The organism is Streptomyces sp. NBC_01551, from assembly GCF_026339935.1.
Lineage (GTDB): Bacteria > Actinomycetota > Actinomycetes > Streptomycetales > Streptomycetaceae > Streptomyces.
In genome coordinates this window covers 772,755-793,959 of record NZ_JAPEPX010000001.1, presented here as the reverse complement: position 1 = coordinate 793,959, position 21,205 = coordinate 772,755, and the positions used below count along the sequence as shown (strand labels likewise).

General features: G+C 73.1%; 22 protein-coding genes. 14 read left to right on the top strand and 8 right to left on the bottom strand.

Features of this window, described 5'->3' with window-relative positions; genetic code table 11:
* Positions 1-274: 274 nt before the first annotated feature.
* On the bottom strand, positions 275-919 hold the full coding sequence (locus OG982_RS03360; protein WP_266789867.1) for a uridine kinase: 645 nt from the start codon (positions 917-919) through the stop codon (positions 275-277).
* Between the two features lie 145 nt (positions 920-1,064).
* Here OG982_RS03360 and OG982_RS03355 point away from each other — a divergent pair, with 145 nt between their 5' ends.
* From OG982_RS03355 to OG982_RS03335, 5 genes are all read left to right on the top strand, one after another.
* Complete coding sequence (locus OG982_RS03355) at positions 1,065-2,504, top strand: peptidase C39 family protein (protein WP_266789869.1); 1,440 nt, start codon at positions 1,065-1,067, stop codon at positions 2,502-2,504.
* Between the two features lie 106 nt (positions 2,505-2,610).
* A complete protein-coding gene (locus tag OG982_RS03350; protein ID WP_266789871.1) occupies positions 2,611-3,033 on the top strand; it encodes an SPW repeat protein in 423 nt (140 codons plus the stop codon).
* 191 nt (positions 3,034-3,224) lie between these two features.
* Positions 3,225-3,389 (top strand): SCO1431 family membrane protein, encoded by a 165-nt coding sequence (locus tag OG982_RS03345; protein WP_323139221.1) that lies wholly within the window; start codon positions 3,225-3,227, stop codon positions 3,387-3,389.
* Between the two features lie 76 nt (positions 3,390-3,465).
* Positions 3,466-4,161, top strand: coding sequence for a TetR/AcrR family transcriptional regulator (locus OG982_RS03340; protein ID WP_266789874.1), 696 nt, complete (start codon positions 3,466-3,468; stop codon positions 4,159-4,161).
* 147 nt (positions 4,162-4,308) lie between these two features.
* Positions 4,309-5,481, top strand: a complete 1,173-nt coding sequence (locus OG982_RS03335) for an acyl-CoA dehydrogenase (RefSeq protein ID WP_266947912.1) — start codon at positions 4,309-4,311, stop codon at positions 5,479-5,481.
* A gap of 30 nt (positions 5,482-5,511) precedes the next feature.
* Here OG982_RS03335 and OG982_RS03330 read toward each other — a convergent pair whose 3' ends face one another.
* Positions 5,512-5,739, bottom strand: coding sequence for a hypothetical protein (locus tag OG982_RS03330; RefSeq protein WP_266947911.1), 228 nt, complete (start codon positions 5,737-5,739; stop codon positions 5,512-5,514).
* 205 nt (positions 5,740-5,944) lie between these two features.
* On the opposite strand from OG982_RS03330, the gene OG982_RS03325 reads away from it, so the two are divergent.
* The 4 genes from OG982_RS03325 (at position 5,945) to OG982_RS03310 (ending at position 9,638) form a co-directional block, all read left to right on the top strand.
* Positions 5,945-6,712 (top strand): SDR family NAD(P)-dependent oxidoreductase, encoded by a 768-nt coding sequence (locus OG982_RS03325; RefSeq protein ID WP_266789880.1) that lies wholly within the window; start codon positions 5,945-5,947, stop codon positions 6,710-6,712.
* Between the two features lie 30 nt (positions 6,713-6,742).
* Complete coding sequence (locus tag OG982_RS03320) at positions 6,743-7,114, top strand: MerR family transcriptional regulator (protein ID WP_266789882.1); 372 nt, start codon at positions 6,743-6,745, stop codon at positions 7,112-7,114.
* A gap of 221 nt (positions 7,115-7,335) precedes the next feature.
* Positions 7,336-8,469, top strand: coding sequence for a hypothetical protein (locus tag OG982_RS03315; protein ID WP_266947910.1), 1,134 nt, complete (start codon positions 7,336-7,338; stop codon positions 8,467-8,469).
* A 56-nt stretch (positions 8,470-8,525) separates the two neighbouring features.
* The gene (locus tag OG982_RS03310) at positions 8,526-9,638 is read left to right on the top strand and encodes a phosphotransferase family protein (protein ID WP_266789886.1); all 1,113 of its coding nucleotides are present in this window, start codon (positions 8,526-8,528) and stop codon (positions 9,636-9,638) included.
* Positions 9,639-9,677: 39 nt separating this feature from the next.
* Here the strand turns inward: OG982_RS03310 and OG982_RS03305 are convergent, their stop codons facing one another.
* Positions 9,678-10,124, bottom strand: a complete 447-nt coding sequence (locus OG982_RS03305; protein WP_266789888.1) for a hypothetical protein — start codon at positions 10,122-10,124, stop codon at positions 9,678-9,680.
* A gap of 220 nt (positions 10,125-10,344) precedes the next feature.
* On the opposite strand from OG982_RS03305, the gene OG982_RS03300 reads away from it, so the two are divergent.
* The 4 genes from OG982_RS03300 (at position 10,345) to fxsA (ending at position 14,413) form a co-directional block, all read left to right on the top strand.
* Positions 10,345-10,785 (top strand): Lrp/AsnC family transcriptional regulator, encoded by a 441-nt coding sequence (locus OG982_RS03300; RefSeq protein ID WP_030240692.1) that lies wholly within the window; start codon positions 10,345-10,347, stop codon positions 10,783-10,785.
* A 115-nt stretch (positions 10,786-10,900) separates the two neighbouring features.
* Entirely contained in the window at positions 10,901-12,535 is a 1,635-nt protein-coding gene (locus OG982_RS03295) for an amidohydrolase (protein WP_266789890.1), read from the top strand.
* Positions 12,536-12,805: 270 nt separating this feature from the next.
* The gene (locus OG982_RS03290) at positions 12,806-13,747 is read left to right on the top strand and encodes a polyprenol monophosphomannose synthase (RefSeq protein ID WP_266789892.1); all 942 of its coding nucleotides are present in this window, start codon (positions 12,806-12,808) and stop codon (positions 13,745-13,747) included.
* 81 nt (positions 13,748-13,828) lie between these two features.
* Entirely contained in the window at positions 13,829-14,413 is a 585-nt protein-coding gene (fxsA, locus tag OG982_RS03285; protein ID WP_266789894.1) for an FxsA family membrane protein, read from the top strand.
* Between the two features lie 90 nt (positions 14,414-14,503).
* Here the strand turns inward: fxsA and OG982_RS03280 are convergent, their stop codons facing one another.
* The 3 genes from OG982_RS03280 to OG982_RS03270 form a co-directional block, all read right to left on the bottom strand.
* Positions 14,504-14,878 carry an RNA polymerase-binding protein RbpA gene (locus tag OG982_RS03280; RefSeq protein WP_007262928.1) on the bottom strand — a complete coding sequence of 125 codons (375 nt, stop codon included), beginning with the start codon at positions 14,876-14,878 and terminating at the stop codon, positions 14,504-14,506.
* Between the two features lie 323 nt (positions 14,879-15,201).
* Positions 15,202-16,584: an MFS transporter gene (locus OG982_RS03275; RefSeq protein ID WP_266789896.1), complete on the bottom strand. Its 1,383-nt coding sequence runs from the start codon at positions 16,582-16,584 to the stop codon at positions 15,202-15,204.
* Between the two features lie 67 nt (positions 16,585-16,651).
* A complete protein-coding gene (locus OG982_RS03270; protein ID WP_266789898.1) occupies positions 16,652-17,422 on the bottom strand; it encodes a glycerophosphodiester phosphodiesterase family protein in 771 nt (256 codons plus the stop codon).
* 173 nt (positions 17,423-17,595) lie between these two features.
* Here OG982_RS03270 and OG982_RS03265 point away from each other — a divergent pair, with 173 nt between their 5' ends.
* Positions 17,596-19,098 (top strand): PLP-dependent aminotransferase family protein, encoded by a 1,503-nt coding sequence (locus OG982_RS03265; protein ID WP_266789900.1) that lies wholly within the window; start codon positions 17,596-17,598, stop codon positions 19,096-19,098.
* Between the two features lie 9 nt (positions 19,099-19,107).
* Here OG982_RS03265 and OG982_RS03260 read toward each other — a convergent pair whose 3' ends face one another.
* Complete coding sequence (locus OG982_RS03260) at positions 19,108-20,739, bottom strand: hypothetical protein (RefSeq protein WP_266947909.1); 1,632 nt, start codon at positions 20,737-20,739, stop codon at positions 19,108-19,110.
* 80 nt (positions 20,740-20,819) lie between these two features.
* Positions 20,820-21,014, bottom strand: coding sequence for a hypothetical protein (locus OG982_RS03255; protein ID WP_007262923.1), 195 nt, complete (start codon positions 21,012-21,014; stop codon positions 20,820-20,822).
* Positions 21,015-21,205: the final 191 nt, after the last annotated feature.

Below are 21,205 nucleotides of genomic sequence, written 5' to 3'. Positions count from 1 at the left end.
TACGCACCTTACGTAGGGTGCGGCGCTCACGGGTCGGGCGGGTGCCTGCTGGGCGCACGGTGACTCAGGGTGAACGGCCGGGGCGGGAACGACGCGTGGGACGGCGGTGCGAAGGGGGTCGCGGGCAGAACGAAGCCCCCGATCACGGGGGAACAATCGGGGGCTTCGCGTCTGCTGCGGCCTTCGCAGGCCGCGCATTGAGAACGTACGGCTGGTGCGGGCCCCGGGTCAAGCGGGTCGGAGCAGGCCCGCGCGAGCGGATTTCCCGGGCGGCTCAGGCCTGGGGGAGTCCGTCACCCTCGGTGACGGAAGCGGAGGTTCCTGAGGTCGCACCCGTCCCGGAAGACCACTCGTATCCCGTACCGCTCTGGCGTACCAGAGTGTCGGCGAAGGGGCGCGAAGGGTCGTCCGAGAAGTGCGCGAGCTCCGCGCGCTCCCATCCGTCCCAGAAGTCGGAAAGTTCACGCCCGTCCCGGTTTCGTCCGCGCCCCCAGGACTGCGCGCGCGGTGTCTCCATCCACAGCAGCCGCGCCAGATGCGGGCGCAGCGCCCGCCGCCCGGCCCCGACACCCTCGACGAGCAGCACCGGCGCCGGCTCCAGTACCCGTTCCGGGCCGAAGCGGCGACCCACCCAGTCGTACGGGGCCCAGTGCGCGGGCCGACCGGCGGCGAGCGGCTCCAGCACCTGCGCGCGCAGCCGCTCCGGCCAGCCGAACAGCTCCTCGTGGGTGGCGATGTCGTCGAGGTGCAGCACCGGCACCCCGCCGAGCGCCTCCGCGAGCCGCCCCGCGAAGGTGCTCTTGCCGGAACCCGCGTGCCCGTCGATGCCGATCAGGCGCACGGGGCCGAGCGACGGGGGCAGTGCGGCGATCTCGCGCGCCAGCGGTTCGAGTGACTGGTGTGACCGGTGTGACTCCACCCGGCCAGCCTATGGCCTGGCATTCCGAGGCCGGACGGGCCGATTTGTCACCCCGACGCGGGGCCGTGGCTTCGACACCCGGCCACCGGGAACTGGAAGGGTGGAGCAGCCGATCCGCCGTACCGACCCCAGGGGGGCCAAGCCGATGACCGCAGCCACACCACGCCGGGCCCTGCTGGCCGTCGCCCTCGCGGCCGCCGCCACGGTCACCGTCCCCGGCGGCCGCGCCTCGGCCTCGGGCCCGGCCCGTTCCGACGGCGCGGGTGCCGGTCGGGGGGCCGCCGGGGCGGACGGGGCCGCCGGGCCTGACGGAGCCGCCCAGGCCGCCCAAGCCCCTCAGGCCACCCCGGCGACGGTCGACAACCGGTTCTGGTACGCCCACCGCCACTGGCGGGACGGCATCCACCACGGCACCACCGCCACCGCGGGCGACCGTCCCGCCCTGCGGATCCACACGCCCGTCGGCCGCACCGAGTACCACGACCCGCACACCGGCAAGAAGCGCACCTGGGAGTACGCCGCCTGGACCTCCCCGGTGCACCGCTGCGCCGTGCCCGGCACCGAGGCCATCGCCTCCTGGAATGCCCGCACCCCGGCCGGCACCTGGATCCAGATCGAACTGCGCCCCACCTACACCGACGGCCTCTCCGGCCCTTGGTACGTGATGGGCCGCTGGGCCGGCGGCGACGGTGACATCCGGCGCACCTCGGTGGACGGCCAGACCGACGGCAAGACCACCGTCTGGACGGACACCCTGGCCGTCGACCACCCCGAGAGCGGCCTGCGGATCAGGGACTGGCAGCTGCGCCTGACCCTCTACCGCAAGCCCGGCGCGGACGGCGGCCCGGTGGTGCGGCTGGCCGGCGCCATGGTCTCCGACGTCCCGGCCCGGTTCACCGTCCCCGCCTCCGTCCCCTCCCTGGGCGGGGCGCACGAGCTCACGGTCCCGCGCTATTCGCAGGAGACGCACAAGGGCCAGTACCCCCAGTACGACAACGGCGGCGAGGCCTGGTGCAGCCCCACCTCCTCCCAGATGATCATCGAGTACTGGGGCGGCCGGGCCAGTGCCGGCGCCCTGGGCTGGGTCGACGCCAAGTACAAGGACCCGCAGGTCTGCCACGCCGCCCGCTCCACCTACGACGCCGCCTACAAGGGCTGCGGCAACTGGCCCTTCAACGCCGCCTACGCCGCCACCTACCGAGGCATCGCCGGGGTCGTCACGCGGCTGGGCTCCCTCACCGACCTGGAGACCCTGATCCGCGCCGGCATCCCCGCCATCACCTCGCAGTCCTTCCGCACCGAGGAACTCGCCGGGGCGGGGTACGGCACGGCGGGCCACCTGATGACCGTCATCGGCTTCACGGCGGCCGGCGACGTGATCGCCAACGACCCGAACTCGGCCGACAACGCGGCCGTGCGCCGCGTCTACAAGCGCGCCGAATGGGAGACGATCTGGCTGCGCACCAAGCGCCACAACGCCGCCGGCAAGGTCGTCTCGGGGAGCGGGGGCATCTGCTACCTCTACGCGCCGGCCAAACCGAGCCCCGTCCAGATCGCGGCGCTGAAGGCCGTCGGAGTGCTGTGAGGAACGGGCCGAAAAGGGGCCCGAGATGCCGTTGACCGCGAGGTATGACAAGTGCAATATGGGGCATAAAGGGCGTATAAACGTTTCTATGTGGAGGCGGCCCACCATGACCACTCACAGCATCGAACACCACCCCGACCTCGCCGAAATGAGGACGCGGTTCGAGCGGGTCACCAGCACCCCGGCCGCGCAGGCGGTGGAGGCGCTGGCCCTGATAACGGGCCTGTACCTGGCGGCCTCACCGTGGATCGCCGGGTTCAGCGTCCTCGGCGCGCTGGCCGTCAACAACCTGATCGCCGGCCTGGCGTACTGCGTGTGCATGAGCGGACTCGGCTCCGCCTATGAACGCACCCACGCGATGGCCTGGACGGCGGTCGGCATCGGAGCCTGGACGATCATCGCTCCGTGGGTCATCGCCGGCAACGTCGACACGACCCGCACCGTGGTCAACAACGTGATCACGGGCGCCGTCGCGCTCTGCCTCGCCCTGGCCATGGCCGGCATGGCGGGCCGCGAACGAGCCGCCTGACATCCGAGCACGCCGGGCCCCGGTCGCGATCCGGCCGGGGCCCGACGACGTGCGGGCGTCCGACGACGTGCGGGGACCCGAGGGACACGCGGGGATCCGACGGTGTGCGGCGCCCGGCGAAGTGACGTGCACCACGCGTGTGACCATCGTCATCTACCGCGAAAGCCGCGAACGCTGGCACATTGGACGGCATGACCGCAGACAGCGCCGCCCCCACCGCCCCCGCCCGGAACCTCCTGCGCAACCTCGTCCGGACCGGCGGCCCCAAGGACGATTCCTCCTGGCTGGAGCACGTGCTCGGCTGGACGCTGGTGGTCGTCGTCGCCATGTTCGTCACGCAGGTCGGCTGGTTCTGACGGGGCCGCTCCGCCCCTCCTGCCCGGCTCTGCCATACTTCCGCCATCCTGAGGCAGTTCTAGGGTGGGGCCGGATTTGAACAATAGTCAACAGCGTGGTGCGACCGGACGTTCGCAGGTCCGCAGAGCCGAACTCATCGCCATCGGGCGGAGGTTGTTCGCCGACACCTCGTACGACGCGCTCTCCATGGACGACATCGCCAAGCAGGCCGGTGTCGCCAAGGGGCTGATCTACTACTACTTCCAGAGCAAGCGCGGCTACTACCTCGCCATCGTCGAGGACTCCGTCGCCGAGCTCGTCGCCCGCGCCGGCGGGGACACCGACCTGCCCGGCGCCGAGCGGGTCCGCCGCACCATCGAGGGCTACCTCGCGTACGCCGAGCACCACCAGGCCGCGTACCGCACCATCGTCACCGGCGGCGTCGGCTCCGACGCCGAGGTGCTCGCCATCCGGGACGCCGTCCGCGAGGAACTGGTCGCCGCCATCGCCGAAGGCGCGTACGGGCGGCGCGAGATCCCGCCGCTCGCCCGGCTCGCGCTGGTGGGCTGGCTCTGCGCCGTCGAGGGGGCCACCCTGGAGTGGATCGGCGCGCTCGCCGCGCAGGCCGCCGACCAGCCCGACCGGGACCGCCTCGGGGCCCTCTTCGTACGCCAGCTGCGAGCCACTCTGACGGTCATCGGGGAGTTCGTCCCGGAGTGTCCGCCGCCGCCCCTTCTCGAAGGGCCGTTCGACCGGGCCGATGATCTTGCCCCGGTGACGGGACGCCCCTGATCGGGCATACTCAAGCCGCCGCAGCCGCTGGTCAGCCCCTTTCGTGATCCGAAAGGGCAGCATCGGCTGTGAGAGCACCGAGACCCGGCGTCGCGTCCCACACCTCACGCGCCGCCGCCGTGCCCGATCAGGGAGGAGAGCGCCGCCATGACCGACCGCGCCCCGCAGCCGGTGGACCGTCAGCTGCCCACCGAGGAGTCCCGGGACCTCCTCGCCCTCGTACGCGAGATCGCCCAGCGGGAAATCCGCCCCCGGGCCGCCGAGGAGGAGGACGCCGGGCGCTTCCCCCGGGAGGTCTTCACCCTGCTGTCGGAGGCCGGCCTGCTCGGCCTTCCCTACGACGGCCAGTTCGGCGGCGGCGGGCAGCCGTACGAGGTCTACCTCCAGGTCCTGGAGGAACTCGCGGCGGCCCGGCTGACCGTCGGCCTCGGCGTCAGCGTGCACTCGCTGGCCTGCCACGGCCTGGCCGGCTACGGCTCCAAGGAGCAGCAGTCCGCCCACCTGCCCGCCATGCTCGGCGGGGGCCTGCTGGGCGCCTACTGCCTGTCCGAGCCGGCCGCCGGCTCCGACGCGGCCTCGCTGACCACCAAGGCGGTGCGCGACGGCGACGACTGGGTCATCACCGGCACCAAGGCCTGGATCACCCACGGCGGCGTCGCCGACTTCTACACCGTGCTCGCCCGCACCGGCGCCCCGGGCCCCAAGGGCATCACGGCCTTCCTGGTGCCGGGCGACGCGCAGGGCCTGACGGCGGCCGTCCCCGAGAAGAAGATGGGCATGAAGGGCTCGCCCACGGCCCAGCTCCACTTCGACGGCGTCCGCGTCCCGGACGCGCGCCGCATCGGCGAGGAGGGCCAGGGCTTCACCATCGCGCTGGCCGCGCTCGACGCGGGCCGCCTCGGCATCGCCGCCTGCGCGATCGGCGTCGCCCAGGCAGCCCTGGACGAGGCCGTGTCGTACGCCCTGGGCCGCAAGCAGTTCGGCCACCCCATCGCGGACTTCCAGGGCCTGCGGTTCATGCTGGCCGACATGGCGACGAAGATCGAGGCGGGCCGCGCCCTGTACCTGGCGGCGGCGCGACTGCGGGACGAGGGCAAGCCGTTCTCCCGGCAGGCGGCGATGGCCAAGCTGTTCTGCACGGACGCGGCCATGGCCGTCACGACGGACGCGGTCCAGATCCTCGGCGGCTACGGCTACACGGCCGACTTCCCGGTGGAGCGGCTGATGCGCGAGGCGAAGGTGCTCCAGATCGTGGAGGGCACGAACCAGATCCAGCGCATGGTCATCGCCCGCCACCTGGCCGGCCCGGAAACCCGCTGACCGTTCCGGCGGTGCCGGGGCTGTGAGCGCTCAGCCGCCGTAGAGCGGGCCGCTCGGCCAGATCGGGGACGCGGCGACCTTGGACCACTCCTGGTCGCCGCACCCCGGCAGGGTCCGCCCGTCGGCGGCCCAGCGGGCCAGCAACTCGCGGTAGATCGGCGGATCCGGGTGCCGCTGCTGAACCGATTCTTCGTGGCCGGGCGGCATCGGCCGCCGACGGCGCCCCGTCCTCGGCGTGGTACTCCCAAGCGTCGTCATACCGGCCCAACGCGCCACCGCACCCCCGGTAACCGCCCCCACCCGGCGCCCATCCGTTCGACGTGTCCCCGCTCCTCCCGCCGGCGCGGCCCGTACCCCCGCGCGAACCCGCGGCCGGCGTCCGATGCGCGGCGCCCGGCGTCCGACGTCCGAGGTCCGAGGTCTGACGAGAAGTTGACCTTGCCGCTGGCGGCAGGGTTGCACGATGACCGGCATGAACAGCACCGAACCGCAGAGCAGCAGGATCGTCGTCGTCACCGGAGCCGGCACCGGCATCGGCCGGGCCACCGCCCGCGCCTTCGCCGCCGAGGGCGCCCGCGTGGTCGCGATCGGACGGCGAAGGGAACGGCTCCAGGAGACGGCGGCCGGATACGACCGGATCGTGCCGCTGCCCGCCGACATCACCGCCGAGGGCGAGCCCGAGCGGATCGTCCAGGCCGTCCAGGAGGCGCACGGCCGGTTGGACGTGCTGGTCAACAACGCCGGCATCGTGCGCGGCGGCGCCCTCGGAACGCTGAGCCCAAAGCTGATCACGGACCAGCTCGCCACGAACCTCGTCGCCCCCGTTCTGCTGACCCAGGCCGCGCTGCCGGCTCTGGAGGCTTCGGGCGGAGTGATCGTCAACGTCAGTACGTCGGTGGGGCAGCGGGCGTGGCCGGGCAGCTCGGTCTACGCGGCGACCAAGACCGCACTGGAACTGCTGACGCGCAGTTGGGCGGTCGAGCTGGCACCCCGCGGGATCCGGGTCGTGGCGGTCGCGCCCGGCGCGATCGACACCCCGATCGGCGAGCACCAGGGCCTGACGTCCGAGCGGCGGGCCGCGGTGCGGGAGTGGCAGCTGGCGCACACCCCGCTGGGCCGGATCGGCCGCCCCGAGGAGGTGGCCTGGGCGATCACCCAGCTCGCCGCACCGGCAGCCTCGTTCGTCACCGGGGTCGTGCTCCCGGTCGACGGGGGAGCGGTCGTGGCGTGATAAGAGTGGTGGGTCGCGGAGGTGGAACGGGTGCGGATAGGTGAGCTGGCCGAGGCGGCCGGGACGACGGCCCGTGCGCTGCGGCACTACGAGCAGGCCGGGCTGATCTCCTCCGCACGGGCTTCCAACGGCTACCGCGTCTACGACGAGCGCGCGTTGGTACGGGTCCGCAACATCCGCTGCCTGCTGTCCGCGGGGCTCACCCTGGACGACGTGCGCGTGTTCGCGCCGTGCCTGGACGGCGATGTGGCCGCCGCACCGCCCTCGGACAAGGGCCTGCGCGTTGCCCTGGAACGACTGGCGGTCCTCGACGAACGGATCGCCGCCCAGACCGAGGCCCGCGACCGACTGCGAACCGCCCTCCGGGAGCGGACCGGCGACCGGATCCACCCGACGGCTTGACCGATCGCCCCACCGGGGTCGGGCCCGGGCCCGGGCCCGCCCTCATCCCCGGCCCCGGGGCCGGCCAGGCGCAGTCGGCGCCGCCTCGAACCCGCGGCCAGCGGAGCGGCACGGAGTGACGCCCTGTCAGGGCGTGCCACGTACGGCTATGGCCCCCGACGCGGTTTCTGACGTACCGTCATCTCCGCTGATCCGCCCGCCCCGCGCCCAGGAGGTTTGCCATGCCCGCGGACCGCCCCATAGCCCTCGACGAGTACCCCATCCACCAGGCCCCCCTGTCGATGCGCCACCTCGTCAGCGGCGACCGGAACGCCTACGACCGCTGCATCTTCCACGTCTTCGACCACACCGGCCGGGCCGTCCTCATCCTCGGCCTCGGCGTCTACCCCAACGCCGGGGTCATCGACGCCTACGCCACCCTCCGCGTCGGCGACGAACTCCTCGCCGTCCGCGCCTCCGACGCCCTCACCGACGACCGCATGAACCTCTCCGTCGGCCCGCTCCGGATCATCGTCGACGAACCCCTGAAGCGGATCACCCTCCAGTGCGACGCCGACCCCGACGACCCCGAAGGGCTCTCCTGCGACATCACCTGGACCGCCGAGTTCCCCGCCGTCTGGGAGCCCCACCACGTCCAGCGCCGCGGCGACCGCCTCATGCTGGAAGGCCGCCGCTTCGTCCAGGCCGGCCACGTCACCGGCACCATCCGGGCCAAGGGCGAGGAGTACGCCCTCACCCCCCACGAGTGGACCGGCACCCGCGACCGCAGCTGGGGCGTGCGCCCCATCCCCGGCGAGGACGGCGGCCGGGCCGCCGAGGAGTACCGCCCCGAGGGCTTCCACTGGCTCTGGATCCCCGTCCGCTTCGAGGACCGCTTCCTGATGGTCATCGCCCAGGAGGACGCCGACGGCCACCGCACCCTCAGCGAAGCCGTCCAGGTCTTCCCGGAGGGCGACGGCCGCCACGACGTCCAACTCGGCTGGCCCCACACCGACATCCGCTACCGCCCGGGCACCCGCCACCCCGAGAGTGCCGTCGTGCACCTCACCGACCCGGCCCGCAAGCCCCTCGAACTCGCCGTGGAGATCCTGGCCTCCTCCCCGCTCGCCGTCGGCGCCGGCTACCCGCCCGCCGCCGACTGGCAGCACGGCACCTGGCAGGGCCGCGGCTGGACCGACCGCCGCGTCTACGACCTCTCCGACCCCGCCGCCCACCCCATGGCCGCCTTCGGGGTCACCGACCACTCGGCCCGCTTCACCCTCGAAAGCCGCACCGGCTTCGGCATCTTCGAGCACGGCAGCTTCGGCCGCCACGACCCCAGCGGCTTCACCGACTACGACTCCGTCGCGCAGTAACCCCCGCCCACACCCGCCGCAGGCAGCATCCAGCACACCGCAGGAAGGGGCAGTCCATGGCAGCAGCGCCCGCACCACGTCCCCGCACCTCCACCCGCGAGCCCGAGGAACTCGGCCGCCGCCTCGCCGCCTGGCTCGACACCCGGCTCCCCGGCGCGAAGGTCACGAACGCCTCCGTCCCCGGCTCCAACGGCATGTCCAGCGAGACCCTGCTCTTCGACATCGAACACCCCGACGCCCCGGTCCGCGCCTGCGCCCTGCGCCTCGCCGCCGACCCGGCCGCCTACACCGTGTTCCCCACCTACGACATGCCCCGCCAGCACCGTGTGATGAGCCTCGTCGCCGAGCACACCGACCTGCCCGTCCCGCGCGTGCTGTGGCTGGAAGAAGACCCCCGCCCGCTCGGCGCCCCGTTCTTCGTCATGGCCCGCGCCGAGGGCCGCGTACCGCCCGACGTCATGCCCTACACCTACGAGGGCAACTGGCTGCACGCCGCCACCGACACCGAACGCGCCGCGCTCCAGGAGGCGAGCATCTCCCTGCTCGCCCGCCTGCACGACCAGTTCCCCGCGAAGGAGGCCGAGTTCCTCCTCCCGGAGGGCGCCGGCAGCCCACTGCGCCGCCACGTCGACGCCCAACGGGCCTACTACGCCTGGGTGGTGGGCGGACTCGCGCCGTCCCCGCTGCTGGAGCGGGCCTTCGACCGCCTGGAGGAACTCTGGCCGGCCGACGAGGGCCCCGCCGTCCTCAACTGGGGCGACGCCCGCATCGGCAACGTCGTCTACGAGCCCGACGGCTTCGCCCCCGTCGCCGTCCTGGACTGGGAGATGGCGGCGCTCGCCCCGCGCGAGGTGGACCTCGGCTGGACCGTCTACCTGCACCGCTTCTTCCAGGACCTGACGGTGAGTTTCGGCCAGCCCGGCCTGCCCGGCTTCCTGCGCCGCGAGGACCTCGAACGCCGGTACGCCGAACTCACCGGGCACACCCCGCGGGACATGGAGTTCCACACCCTGTACGCCGCGCTGCGGCACGGGATCGTAATGCTGCGCATCGCCTACCGGCAGGCGCACTTCGGGGAGGTCGAGATCCCGGCAGCCGCCGACCAGGTCGACGGCCTGATCCTGCACCACGCCAGCCTCGCCGCCATGGTGCAGGGCACGTACTGGTGAACCCGGCCCGCTGAGTCCGGGCTACCGCGACCGACCTGCTCAGGCCGCCTGCGCGTGCTGCCGCATCTGCGGCAGCAGCGTCGGCGCGGGCATCTGTACGGGACGCGAGCCCGGACCGCCGACGTGCGAGAACGGCTGCGTGCGCCAGTCCAGCCCCTGCGGCAGGGTCAGCAGCACCACCGGCTCCAGCTCCCGGACGCCGTCCTCGTTCTGCAGCGTGCCCACGGTCGGCAGCGCGTCGGAAACCGGCCGGCCCGTACCCGCGCACACCGTGAGCCCGAACGGGTTCCACGGGGTCAGGCAGAGAGCGTGCTGCGGAAGGTGCTCCTCGTCGGCGACGAGCGCGATCGACTGCCCGCAGTCCGGGCAGACCGCGTGGTGCACCTCGAAGCCCTCGGCGTCTTCGAGGTAGTCGTCGTCCTCGGAGTCGACGAGAAGTTCGAGGGGCTCCGGTTCGGTGCGACCGGCGCGCTTGGTGTTCGGCATGGATGTACTCCCCCTTGGGTGGGCCGGGCGGGCAAGGTTCTTCGGCCACGGCCACAGCAAGCACTTCCCGTCGCCCGGCACGAGTAACCAACAACAGACCGGCATACGCCCTCATACCCCTGTGGCTTTGGTCACATGCCCGGCGCAGGTGCCAGTTCAACCGTGGACAGCGCTGGGCGCGGAGCCGTGTTGGGCCGTAGGTTGTGCGGCTATGAGCGCAATGGAGGAGCTGGACCGCCAGATCGTTGACCTGCTCGTGCGGGACGGGCGGATGAGCTACACGGATCTGGGCAAGGCCACGGGACTGTCCACGTCGGCGGTCCACCAGCGAGTACGCCGCCTGGAGCAGCGCGGGGTGATCCGCGGCTACGCGGCCGTCGTCGACCCCGAGGCCGTCGGGCTGCCCCTGACCGCCTTCATCTCGGTCAAACCGTTCGACCCGAGCGCCCCGGACGACATCGCCGAACGGCTCGCCGGCGTGCCCGAGATCGAGGCCTGCCACAGCGTCGCGGGCGACGAGAACTACATCCTCAAGGTCCGCGTGGCCACCCCGCTGGAACTGGAGGACCTGCTGGGCCGGCTGCGCGCCCTCGCGCACGTCTCCACCCGCACCACGGTCGTCCTCTCCACCCCCTACGAAGCCCGCCCGCCCCGCGTGTGACCCGCGCGCCCCGCGCGCGAAACCGGACGCGCGCCCCGCGCGAACCGGCCACGGCCCGCCGGTCGCCCGGGGGCCGCGGTCGGACCGGCGACACGGACCCGCGAGACTGGTCCGCATGACTGACCGCACCGCCGACTCCGCCACCGCCGCCGGAGCAACCGCACCGCACCGCACCGTCCTCCTGCGCCGCGGCGAGGTGCACAGCCCCGCCGACCCCTTCGCCACCGCGATGGTCGTCGAGCGCGGCCACATCGCCTGGGTGGGCTCCGAGGGCGCCGCCGACGCCTTCGCGCAGGGCGTGGACGAGGTCGTCGACCTCGACGGGGCGCTCGTCACCCCCGCCTTCACCGACGCCCACGTCCACACCACCTCCGCCGGCCTGGCCCTGACCGGGCTGGACCTCTCCGCGGCCCGCTCCCTCGCCGACGCCCTCGACCGGGTGCGCGCGTACGCCGAGGGCCGCCCCGCCGACCGGGTCCTCCTCGGTCACGGCTGGGACGCCGCCCGGTGGCCCGAGCGGCGCGCCCCGCGCCGCGAGGAGCTCGACCGGGCCACCGGCGGCCGCCCGCTCTACCTGAGCCGCATCGACGTGCACTCCGCCGTCGTCACCACCGCCCTGCTGGACCTCGTCCCCGGCGTCCGCGCGAGCGGCGACGAACCGCTGACCCGCGACGACCACCACGCCGTACGGGCCGCCGCACTCGACGCCGTCACCCCGGCCCAGCGCGCCGAGGCCCAGCGGGCCGCCCTGGACCGGGCCGCCTCCCTCGGCATCGGCTCCGTGCACGAGTGCGGCGGCCCCGGCATCTCCTCCGCCGAGGACTTCACCGCCCTCCTGGAGCTGGCGGCGAGCCGCCCCGGGCCGCGCGTCTTCGGATACTGGGCGGACCGCGACCTCGACCGGGCCAAGGCCCTCGGCGCGGTCGGCGCCGCCGGCGACCTCTTCGTGGACGGCGCCCTCGGCTCGCACACCGCCTGCCTGCACGCCCCGTACGCCGACGCCGGCCACACCGGCACCGGCTACCTCGACGCGCATGCCGTCGCCGAACACGTCGCCGCCTGTACGGAGGCGGGCCTCCAGGCCGGCTTCCACGCCATCGGCGACGCCGCGATCACCGCCGTCGTCGAAGGCGCCCGCGCGGCCGCCGCGAAGGTCGGCCTCGACCGGGTCCGCGCCGCCCGACACCGCGTCGAGCACGCCGAGATGATGACCCCCGAGACCATCGCCGCCTTCGCGGAACTCGGCCTCACCGCCTCCGTGCAGCCCGCCTTCGACGCCGCCTGGGGCGGCGAGGACGGCATGTACGCGGACCGCCTCGGCGCCGAGCGGGCTCGCACGCTCAACCCGTTCGCCGCCCTGCTCAAGGCCGGTGTGCCCCTTGCCTTCGGCTCCGACGCGCCCGTCACCCCGCTCGACCCGTGGGGCACCGTCCGGGCGGCGGCCTTCCACCGGACCCCCGAGCACCGGATCTCCGTACGGGCCGCCTTCACCGCCCACACCCGGGGCGGCTGGCGGGCGCTGGGCCGCGACGACGCGGGCGTCCTCGTGCCCGGCGCCCCGGCCGACTACGCCGTCTGGCAGACGGAGGAACTGGTGGTCCAGGCCCCCGACGACCGGGTCGCCCGCTGGTCCACGGACCCCCGTTCCGGCACCCCCGGACTGCCCGATCTGACCCCCGGCCGAGAACTGCCGGTGTGCCTCGCCACCGTCGTGGGCGGCCGGGAGGTATTCGTACGCCCACAGGGGTGATCCGGCGGGCCTCGGCTCGGTGCGGGCGGCCGGACCCGGATAGGTTCGGCCGGGTCCACCAAAGGGACGTCCGCGCCGGACGGATCCGTCAGCCCGGCGCGCCCGCGCCTCGGGGGCGAGGGAAGGTTTCGCCGGGCGGCGGTGGCCCCGGATCGGAGTCCGGCGGTCCAGTAGACAACGGTTGCGAGGGCCCGCGGCCAGCGGGAAGCGGACCGGCCCGAAGGACCCCGGGCTCCGATCGCTGTTCTAAAATCATCCTCCTGTGACCGGATGACCGACGAGAACACACAAGGGGACCCTGTGAGCGACGGCGGACCGCGTAGCTACGGCCCACTCGGCACGGCTTTGGTGATCATTCCGACCTACAACGAGGCGGAGAACATCGGGCCGATCGTCGGGCGCGTCCGCGCGGCGGTTCCGGCTGCCCACGTCCTGGTCGCCGACGACAACAGCCCCGACGGCACCGGAAAGCTCGCCGACGAGCTGGCTTCCGCCGACGACCACGTCCACGTCCTGCACCGCAAGGGCAAGGAAGGCCTCGGCGCCGCCTACCTGGCGGGCTTCCACTGGGCCCTGGAGCGCGACTACGGGGTCATCGTCGAGATGGACGCCGACGGCTCCCACCAGCCGGAGGAGCTGCCCCGGCTGCTCACCGCCCTCGCCGGCGCGGACCTGGTGCTCGGCTCCCGCTGGGTGCCGGGCGGCCGGGTCGTCAACTGGCCCAAGAGCCGCGAGGTGCTCTCGCGCGGCGGTTCCACCTACTCGCGGCTGCTGCTGGACGTCCCGATCCGCGACGTCACCGGCGGGTACCGCGCCTTCCGCCGCGAGACCCTGGAGGGTCTCGGCCTGGAGGACGTCGCCTCGGCGGGGTACTGCTTCCAGGTGGACCTGGCCCGCCGGGCGGTGACCAAGGGCTTCCGCGTCGTGGAGGTGCCCATCACCTTCGTCGAGCGGGAGTTCGGCGACAGCAAGATGAGCAAGGACATCGTCGTCGAGGCGCTGTGGCGGGTCACCCAGTGGGGCCTCAAGGCGCGCACGTCCAAGCTGACGGACCTGGCCCTGGGCAAGACGGACCACAAGGCGGACCCGCAGCCCGTGGCCGAGGGCGAGGGCGAGCCCGCGGCCGAGCTCAAGGCAGCGCCCCGGGGCGACGAAACACCTGGTCACAAGGCCGAACCCAAGGCCGGACCGAAGGCCGACCCCCACGCCTGACCTGCCCGGGGGAGCCCTTAGGGGATGTCCGGTACCTCCGACTGAGGCCGCTTTTACGCCGCCCCAGGCACACTGGATGTCATGACGACCGGCGTTCCCACCTCGACGGCCCCCCGGCGGCGCTCGCCCGCCCGTACGTTCCTCCCCCTGGCGGTAGCCGCCTGGCTGATCCTGGAGATCTGGCTGCTCAGCCTGGTCGCGGGGCAGGCCGGCGGGTTGGCCGTGGCCGCGCTGCTCGCGGGCGCGATGGTGCTGGGCGTGGTGGTCATCAAGCGGGCCGGGCGGCGTGCCTTCAAGAACCTGACGGAGACGTTCCAGCAGGCTCAGCAGGGCGTGGCCCCCACCGCGCAGCAGCCGGGCGGCGGCAATGGCCTCACCATGCTGGCCGGCCTGCTCCTGATCATGCCGGGCCTGCTGTCCGACCTCGCGGGGCTGCTCCTGCTGCTCCCGCCGGTCCGCGCGTTCGTCAGCCGCCGCGCCTCGCGCTCGCTGGAGCGCAAGATGGCCGCGGCGCCCTCCGGCTCCTTCGGGGACGCCTTCCAGCAGGCCCGTATCCACTACCCGGACGGCAAGATCGTCCAGGGCGAGGTCATCCGCGAGGACCGGCCGCAGGGCCCGGGTCCGTCCGGCCCCGACACCGGGTACCGGCCGCCGCTGGCCCCCTGATCCCCGTAGAACCGCCAAAAGCCGAGGGGCCCCCGCCACATCAGATGTGGCGGGGGCCCCTCGGCTTGTTGCGTGTGCTCAGTCCGGCTGTCAGGCGGACTTGCGGCTGTCCCGCGGATGCACGGCAATGTTCATGGCGCCGGAACGAAGGACGGCCAGCCTCTCGGCCAGCACCTCCTCCAACTCCTCGCGGGTGCGTCGCTCCATGAGCATGTCCCAGTGCGTTCGCGCAGGCTTGCCCTTCTTCTCTTCGGGCCCGTCCCCGTCCACCAGGAGTGCCATGGCGCCGCACGCCTTGCACTCCCACTCCGGCGGAATTTCTGCCTCAACCGAGAACGGCATCTCAAATCGATGTCCGTTCTGGCATGCGTACTCCACCGCCTGGCGCGGGGCCAGATCGATGCCGCGGTCCGTCTCGTAGCTGGTAACCACGAGCCGCGTACCGCGGAGAGCTCGCTCACTCATGAATCGTGCCTCCCGGGCTTGTCGCCCACAGGACAGGTGTCGCTGTCGTCGTCATCCGGTCAACGTCCGGTCGGCGGTATAGATTCCCGCTCCGGGTCATGCGTCGCCCGTCGTGCCGCCCCTTGTTGTACCCACCAATGCCCGTTTTGTCACATCTGGCAGCAGATGTCACCCAACGTCTTCACTTCTTTAGCGCGCAGTAACGGTCCGCCTGGCAGGCCAAAGGCGTACACTACCGGCCCTTGGCTTCAACGTCGAAATCCGTTCGGAATTCGCCAGAGAATTCGGTCAGGCCGGGGCTCCCGCGTACCGTCGGACCCCTCTCAGATCCGCTCGGGAACAGGATTCCCCGCCGCCTCCACCGCGCGCCGCACCGGCACCCGGGCGAGCAGCACGAAACCCAGTGCGAAGAAGACCACCAACGAGATGATCGCGTCCCGGTAGCTGCCCGTGATCTGGTAGGTCAGGCCGAACACCAGCGGCCCCACCCAGCTCAGCCCGCGGTCGCTCATCTCGTACGCGGAGAAGTACTCGGCCTCCTTGCCCGCCGGCACCAGGTGCGAGAACAGCGAGCGCGACAGCGCCTGGCTGCCGCCCAGCACCAGCCCGATCATCGCGGCCAGCGCGAAGAACCACGCAGGCGTCCGGGCCGGCAGGAAGTAGCCCGCCGCCAGCGTCAGGGCCCACGCGGCCAGCGAACCGAGGATCGTCCGCTTGGCGCCGTACACCCGGGCCAGCCGGCCCATCCCCAGCGCGCCGGCCACCGCCAGGACCTGCACCAGCAGCACCGCTCCGATCAGCGTGGACTGCTCCAGTTCCAGTTCCTTCGAGCCGTAGATCGAGGCCTGGGAGATCACCGTCTGCACGCCGTCGTTGTAGATCAGGTACGCGAGCAGGAACGACAGGGTCAGCGGGTAGCGCCGCATGTCCTTCAGCGTGGCCACGAGCTGCTTCCAGCCGCTCACCGCCGGCCCCGCCCCGGGTTCGCGCACCACCGAGCGGTCCCGCAGCCGGCGCAGCGGGATGATCGCGAAGGCTCCCCACCACAGGCCCGCCGAGGCCAGGCAGATCCGTACCGCCTCGCCCTCGCTGAGCCCGAAGGAGTCGTGGCCCAGGTAGAGCACCAGGTTGACCACCAGCATCAGCGAGCCCGCCGTGTAGCCGAAGGCCCAGCCCCGCGAGGACACCGCGTCCCGCTCGTCCGGCGTGGAGATCTGCGGCAGGTAGGCGTTGTACAGCACCATCGAGACCGACAGCGCGGCGTTCGCGACGACCAGCAGCACCCCGCCCAGCAGGTAGCGCTCGCCGCCCAGGAAGAACATCCCGGCGGTGGCCGCCGCGCCCGTGTACGCCGCCACGGCGAGCAGCGGCTTCTTCCGGCCGGTCCGGTCGGCGACGGCCCCCACCAGCGGCATGAGCAGCAGGGCGAGGATCACCGAGGCCGAGACCGAGTAGGCGAAGAAGGACCCGACCCGCACCGGGATGCCCAGCGGGTGCACGAACCCGGGGGTCCCGTCGGCCTTCGCGGCGGCCTCGGCCACCGAGGTCAGGTAGGGCCCGAGGAACACGGTCAGCACGCTCGCCGAGTACACCGAGACGGCGAAGTCGTAGAAGTACCAGCCGCGCTGCTCGCGCTTGCGCGCGGCCGCGCCGGCTCTGCCGTCCTCGGCCCCCGGTTCCGCTTCGTCCGTGGTCTGCGCACTCATGGGTGCCCCCTCGCTGGTCCCCGTACCGCACGGGCCGCCGGATCCGCGCGGTGGCCGTACGGGCTCGTCAGGCCCAGGCCCCGCGCTGCTCCAGCACCGTGCGCAAGATGTCGATCCGGTCGGTCATGATGCCATCGACTCCCAGGTCGAGCAGCGCCCGCATGCGTTCCGGTTCGTTCACGGTCCAGACGTGCACCTGGAGTCCCCGCGCGTGCGCGGTCCGTACGAAGCGCCGGTCGACCACCCGGACGCCTCCCTGGGTCTCCGGAACCTGCGCCGCCACCGCGCCGACGCGCAGCGCGAACGGGATCGCCAGCGAGCGAAGCCGCAGGCCCAGTACCCCGCGCACCCCGTACGAGGTCGCCAGCCGGGGGCCGGCGATCTTCTGCGCCCGGGCCACCCGGCTCTCCGAGAACGAGCCCACGCAGACCCGGTCCCAGACGCCCGCCCGCGCGATCAGGTTGACCAGCGGGTGCACCGCGGACTCGGCCTTGATGTCGATGTTCCAGCGGGCGTCGGGGAACTCCTCCAGGAGCTCCTCCAGCAGCGGCAGCGGCTCCTTGCCGCCCACCCTGGCCTCCCGCAGCCGGCTCCAGGGCAGCTCGCAGATCCGCCCCCGCGTGTCCGTGACCCGGTCGAGGGTGGAGTCGTGGAAGGCGACCAGCTTCCCGTCGAGCGTGGCGTGCACGTCGGTCTCGAAGTACCGGTAGCCCGCGTCGGCCGCACGGCGGAACGCGGCGGCGGTGTTCTCCAGCCCGTCGGCGGCCCCGCCGCGGTGCGCGAAGGGGATCGGACCGTGGTGGTCCAGATACGGGTGGCGAGGGGGTCGTTGCGTCACGGCGGCAGTATGCCCCCTGCGCGGGCGCGCGCCCGACCGGACCCTCGCCCGGGCGGCCGGGCCCTCTGGCCCTGAGAGAGCCGCGCATGACAGTCTGGGGCTACGGAAGCAATCCAATACCGGTCGCCTCGGGGGCCGGTCGGGGCCAATTCGACGAAGGTGGACCGGACAGCATGGCTCAGTGGACCTCGGCGGTCGGCGCCGCACAGCTCGCCCGCCTGATCGGCTCCCAGCAGCGGCCGCCCGCCGCGGCCGGCGCCCGCAAGCCGCCCGCGTACCGCACCCTCGCCGACGGGATCCGGCTGCTCGTCCTCGAAGGCCGCGTCCCCGTCGCCGCCCGGCTGCCCGCCGAACGCGAGCTGGCCGTCTCCCTCTCCCTCAGCCGCACCACCGTCGCCGCCGCGTACGAGGCGCTGCGCGGCGAGGGGTTCCTCGAATCCCGCCGGGGCGCCGGCAGCTGGACCTCCGTACCCGCCGGGAACCCGCTGCCCGCGCGCGGCCTGGAACCCCTGCCGCCCGAGTCCCTCGGCTCCATGATCGACCTAGGCTGCGCCGCCCTCCCGGCCCCCGAGCCCTGGCTCACCAAGGCCGTCCAGGGCGCCTTGGAGGAGCTCCCCCCGTACGCGCACACCCACGGGGACTACCCCGCCGGGCTGCCCGCGCTGCGCCGGATGCTCGCCGACCGGTACACCGAGCGCGGCATCCCGACCATGCCCGAGCAGATCATGGTCACCACCGGGGCGATGGGCGCCATCGACGCCATCTGCAGCCTCTTCGCCGGACGCGGGGAGCGGATCGCCGTCGAATCCCCGTCCTACGCCAACATCCTCCAGCTCATGCGCGCCGCGGGCGTCCGCCTCGTACCGGTCGCCATGGGCGACGGCCTCGCCGGCTGGGACATGGCCGTGTGGCGGAAGGTGCTGCGTGACGCCGCGCCCCGCCTCGCGTACGTCGTCGCCGACTTCCACAACCCGACCGGCGCCCTGGCCTCCGAGGACCAGCGTCGCGCGATGGTCGAGGCCGCCCGCTCGGCCGGGACCGTGCTCGTCGTGGACGAGACCATGGCCGAGCTCCGGCTGGATCCGGACGTGGCCATGCCGCGCCCGGTGTGCTCCTTCGACCCGGCCGGATCCACCGTGATCACCGTCGGCTCGGCCAGCAAGGCCTTCTGGGCCGGGATGCGGATCGGCTGGGTCCGCGCGGCGCCCGACGTCATCCGGAGCCTGGTCGCCGCTCGCGCCTACGCGGACCTGGGCACTCCGGTGCTCGAACAGCTCGCGGTGAACTGGCTCATGCGGACCGGGGGCTGGGAGGAGGCCGTCGGAATACGCCGCGACCAGGCCCGCGAGAACCGGGACGCGCTGGTCGCGGCCGTGCGCCGGGAACTGCCGGACTGGGAGTTCGAGGTGCCGCGGGGCGGGCTGACCCTGTGGGCCCGCGCGGGCGGGCTGTCCGGCTCGCGGCTGGCCGAGGTGGGGGAGCGGGTCGGCGTACGGGTGCCCTCGGGCCCCCGCTTCGGCGTGGACGGGGCCTTCGAGGGGTACGTCCGGCTCCCGTTCACCGTCGGCGGCCCGGTGGCCGAGGAGGCCGCGGCCCGGCTGGCGGCGGCGGCCCGGCTGGTCGGCACGGGCGCGGGCGGCAGCGGCGCCGAGCCGCCGCGCACCTTCGTGGCGTAGGAGAGGCGGTTACGGGGCTTCGGCGGGCACCTCGGGGATCTCCGCGGAGTCCATCGCAGGGGCCTGCGCCTGCGCGGGGGGCTGGTGGCCCGGGAGCGGCTTGCCCGGGGTGAGGTGGTCCCCGGCCCCGGACGCCCGGCGGGCGGGGAGCAGCTCCAGTACCGCCTGGCGGTGCGCCGCGGGCGTGGCGTCGTCGTACGGGTCCGGCGTGGCGGGCACCTGGAGCCGGTGCACCGGACCCGTGCCGAGCCGCGCGTACCCCCGCCCGGGCGGGACCTGCGCGGGCGGAGTGGTGTGCGGCGGCAGCCCCAGTACGTCGGCGATCTGCTGGATCGCGGCGGGCCCGAGCACCACCCGCGCCCGGGTGTGCTGCCAGACGGCGTCGTTCAGCAGCTCCAGGTGGTCGAACTGCTCGGCCACCACCACCGTGATGTGCGCGGCACGGCCGTGCCGCAGCGGCACCTGGAGCTGGCCGAGCGGATCGGGGTGCCCCTCGGCGACGGCCAGGTGCGCCAGCACGCTCGGCTGGTCCAGCAGGATCCACAGCGGGCGCCGGGTGTCCTCGGGCGCCGGGCGGCCCGTCTCGCGGGCCCGGTGGCCGGCGATCAGCCGCCGCTCCGTCTCGTGCGCGGCCCACTCCAGCGTGGCCAGCGCTCCCGTCGGGCCGCATTCCACGGCCAGGACGCCCGTACGGCCCGAGAGGCAGGCGTACTCGCCGGTGCCGCCCCCCTCGACGACCAGTACGTCGCCCCCGTGCCGGAGGGCCTGGAGGGCGATCGAGCGCAGCAGGGTGGAGGTGCCGCTGCTCGGCTGGCCGACGGCCAGCAGGTGCGGCTCGGTGGAGCGCGGTCCGGTGCGCCAGATCACCGGCGGCACGTCGCGCGGCTCGTCACCCTCCACGACGGGCAGCGTGCGCTGCACGCCGCCGGCGTCGGTGAAGCCGAGCACGGTCTCACCGGGCGAGGTGACGAAAGGCTGGGCGGCGATGCCCGTGGGCAGCGCCGCCAGCACGCTCAGGTCGAGCTGGTTGCCCTCCTCGTCCCAGTCGAAGCGGTACTCCCGTCCGCGCCCGGACTTGGCGTGCAGCAGTGACTCGATCCGGGCCCGCGAGGGGGCCTCGCCGTCGGTGAAGTAGGCCGGGTAGCGGATGCGCAGCCGGGTGACGCGGCCCGCCTCGTCGAACTCGTAGCCGCTGAAGGCCTGGTCCCAGTCCCCGCCGTGGGCGAAGAGCGGATTCGGGTCCTCCGGGATGGAGAAGTACGGCACGAGGGCTTCGTAGAGGGAGCCGAGCCGCTCGGTCTCGGCATCGCTGGGACCGGTCTTCACCGGGGAGCGGTCGCGTCCTTGCCAGGCTGCCGCCGCCATGAGGGTGATCAGGGCGAGCAGCGGACCGTAGGGGACGAGCGCGACCACGAGGACGCAGGCCGCTGCCAGGAACAGCGCGGGACCACGCTTGTCCTTGGGGGTCTCGGCCCACTTGCGCCGCCCGGCGGAGGCCAGGATGCGCAGGCCGCGTCCGATGACGAGGAGCGGATGGAGGACGTCCGTGGCGCTGTCGGCGGCCGTGCGAGCGAAGTCGCGGCCCCGTGCCAGCGACGCTGTGCCGCTGCTGAGGATGCGGGGAAGTGGGCGCCGGGCCACGGGCGTCTCCTGGAGTTGTGGGTGTGGCGGGGTACGTCGGGTGTGGCTGGGTGTTCTCGGTACCACTCGCTCGGCGGGCCCTAGAGCTTGATCCCGCCGAGCAGGCTCGCGAGGCTCGCGGTGCTCGCCGTGATGCTGGGGGCGATCGCGGAGCCGGCGAGGAAGAAGCCGAAGAGCGCGCAGACGAACGCGTGCGTCAGCTTCATCCCGTCCTTCTTGAAGAACAGGAAGCAGATGATGCCGAGTAGGACGACACCTGAGATGGACAGGACCATGAGAGGTTCTCCTGGTGGGTGGGGACAGTCACCATCAGTTGTTCCAGGCTCACAGGAAGTATCAATGCGACAAAAGGTGCATACGGGTGAATCTCCGGGTTTTTCACTTGACCGGCCCTCCCCGGCTGGCGCGTCCGGGGCGAAGGGGGTCAAGGGCGATCTTCGCCCCGGCCGGTCCCGCTCCTGTGCGG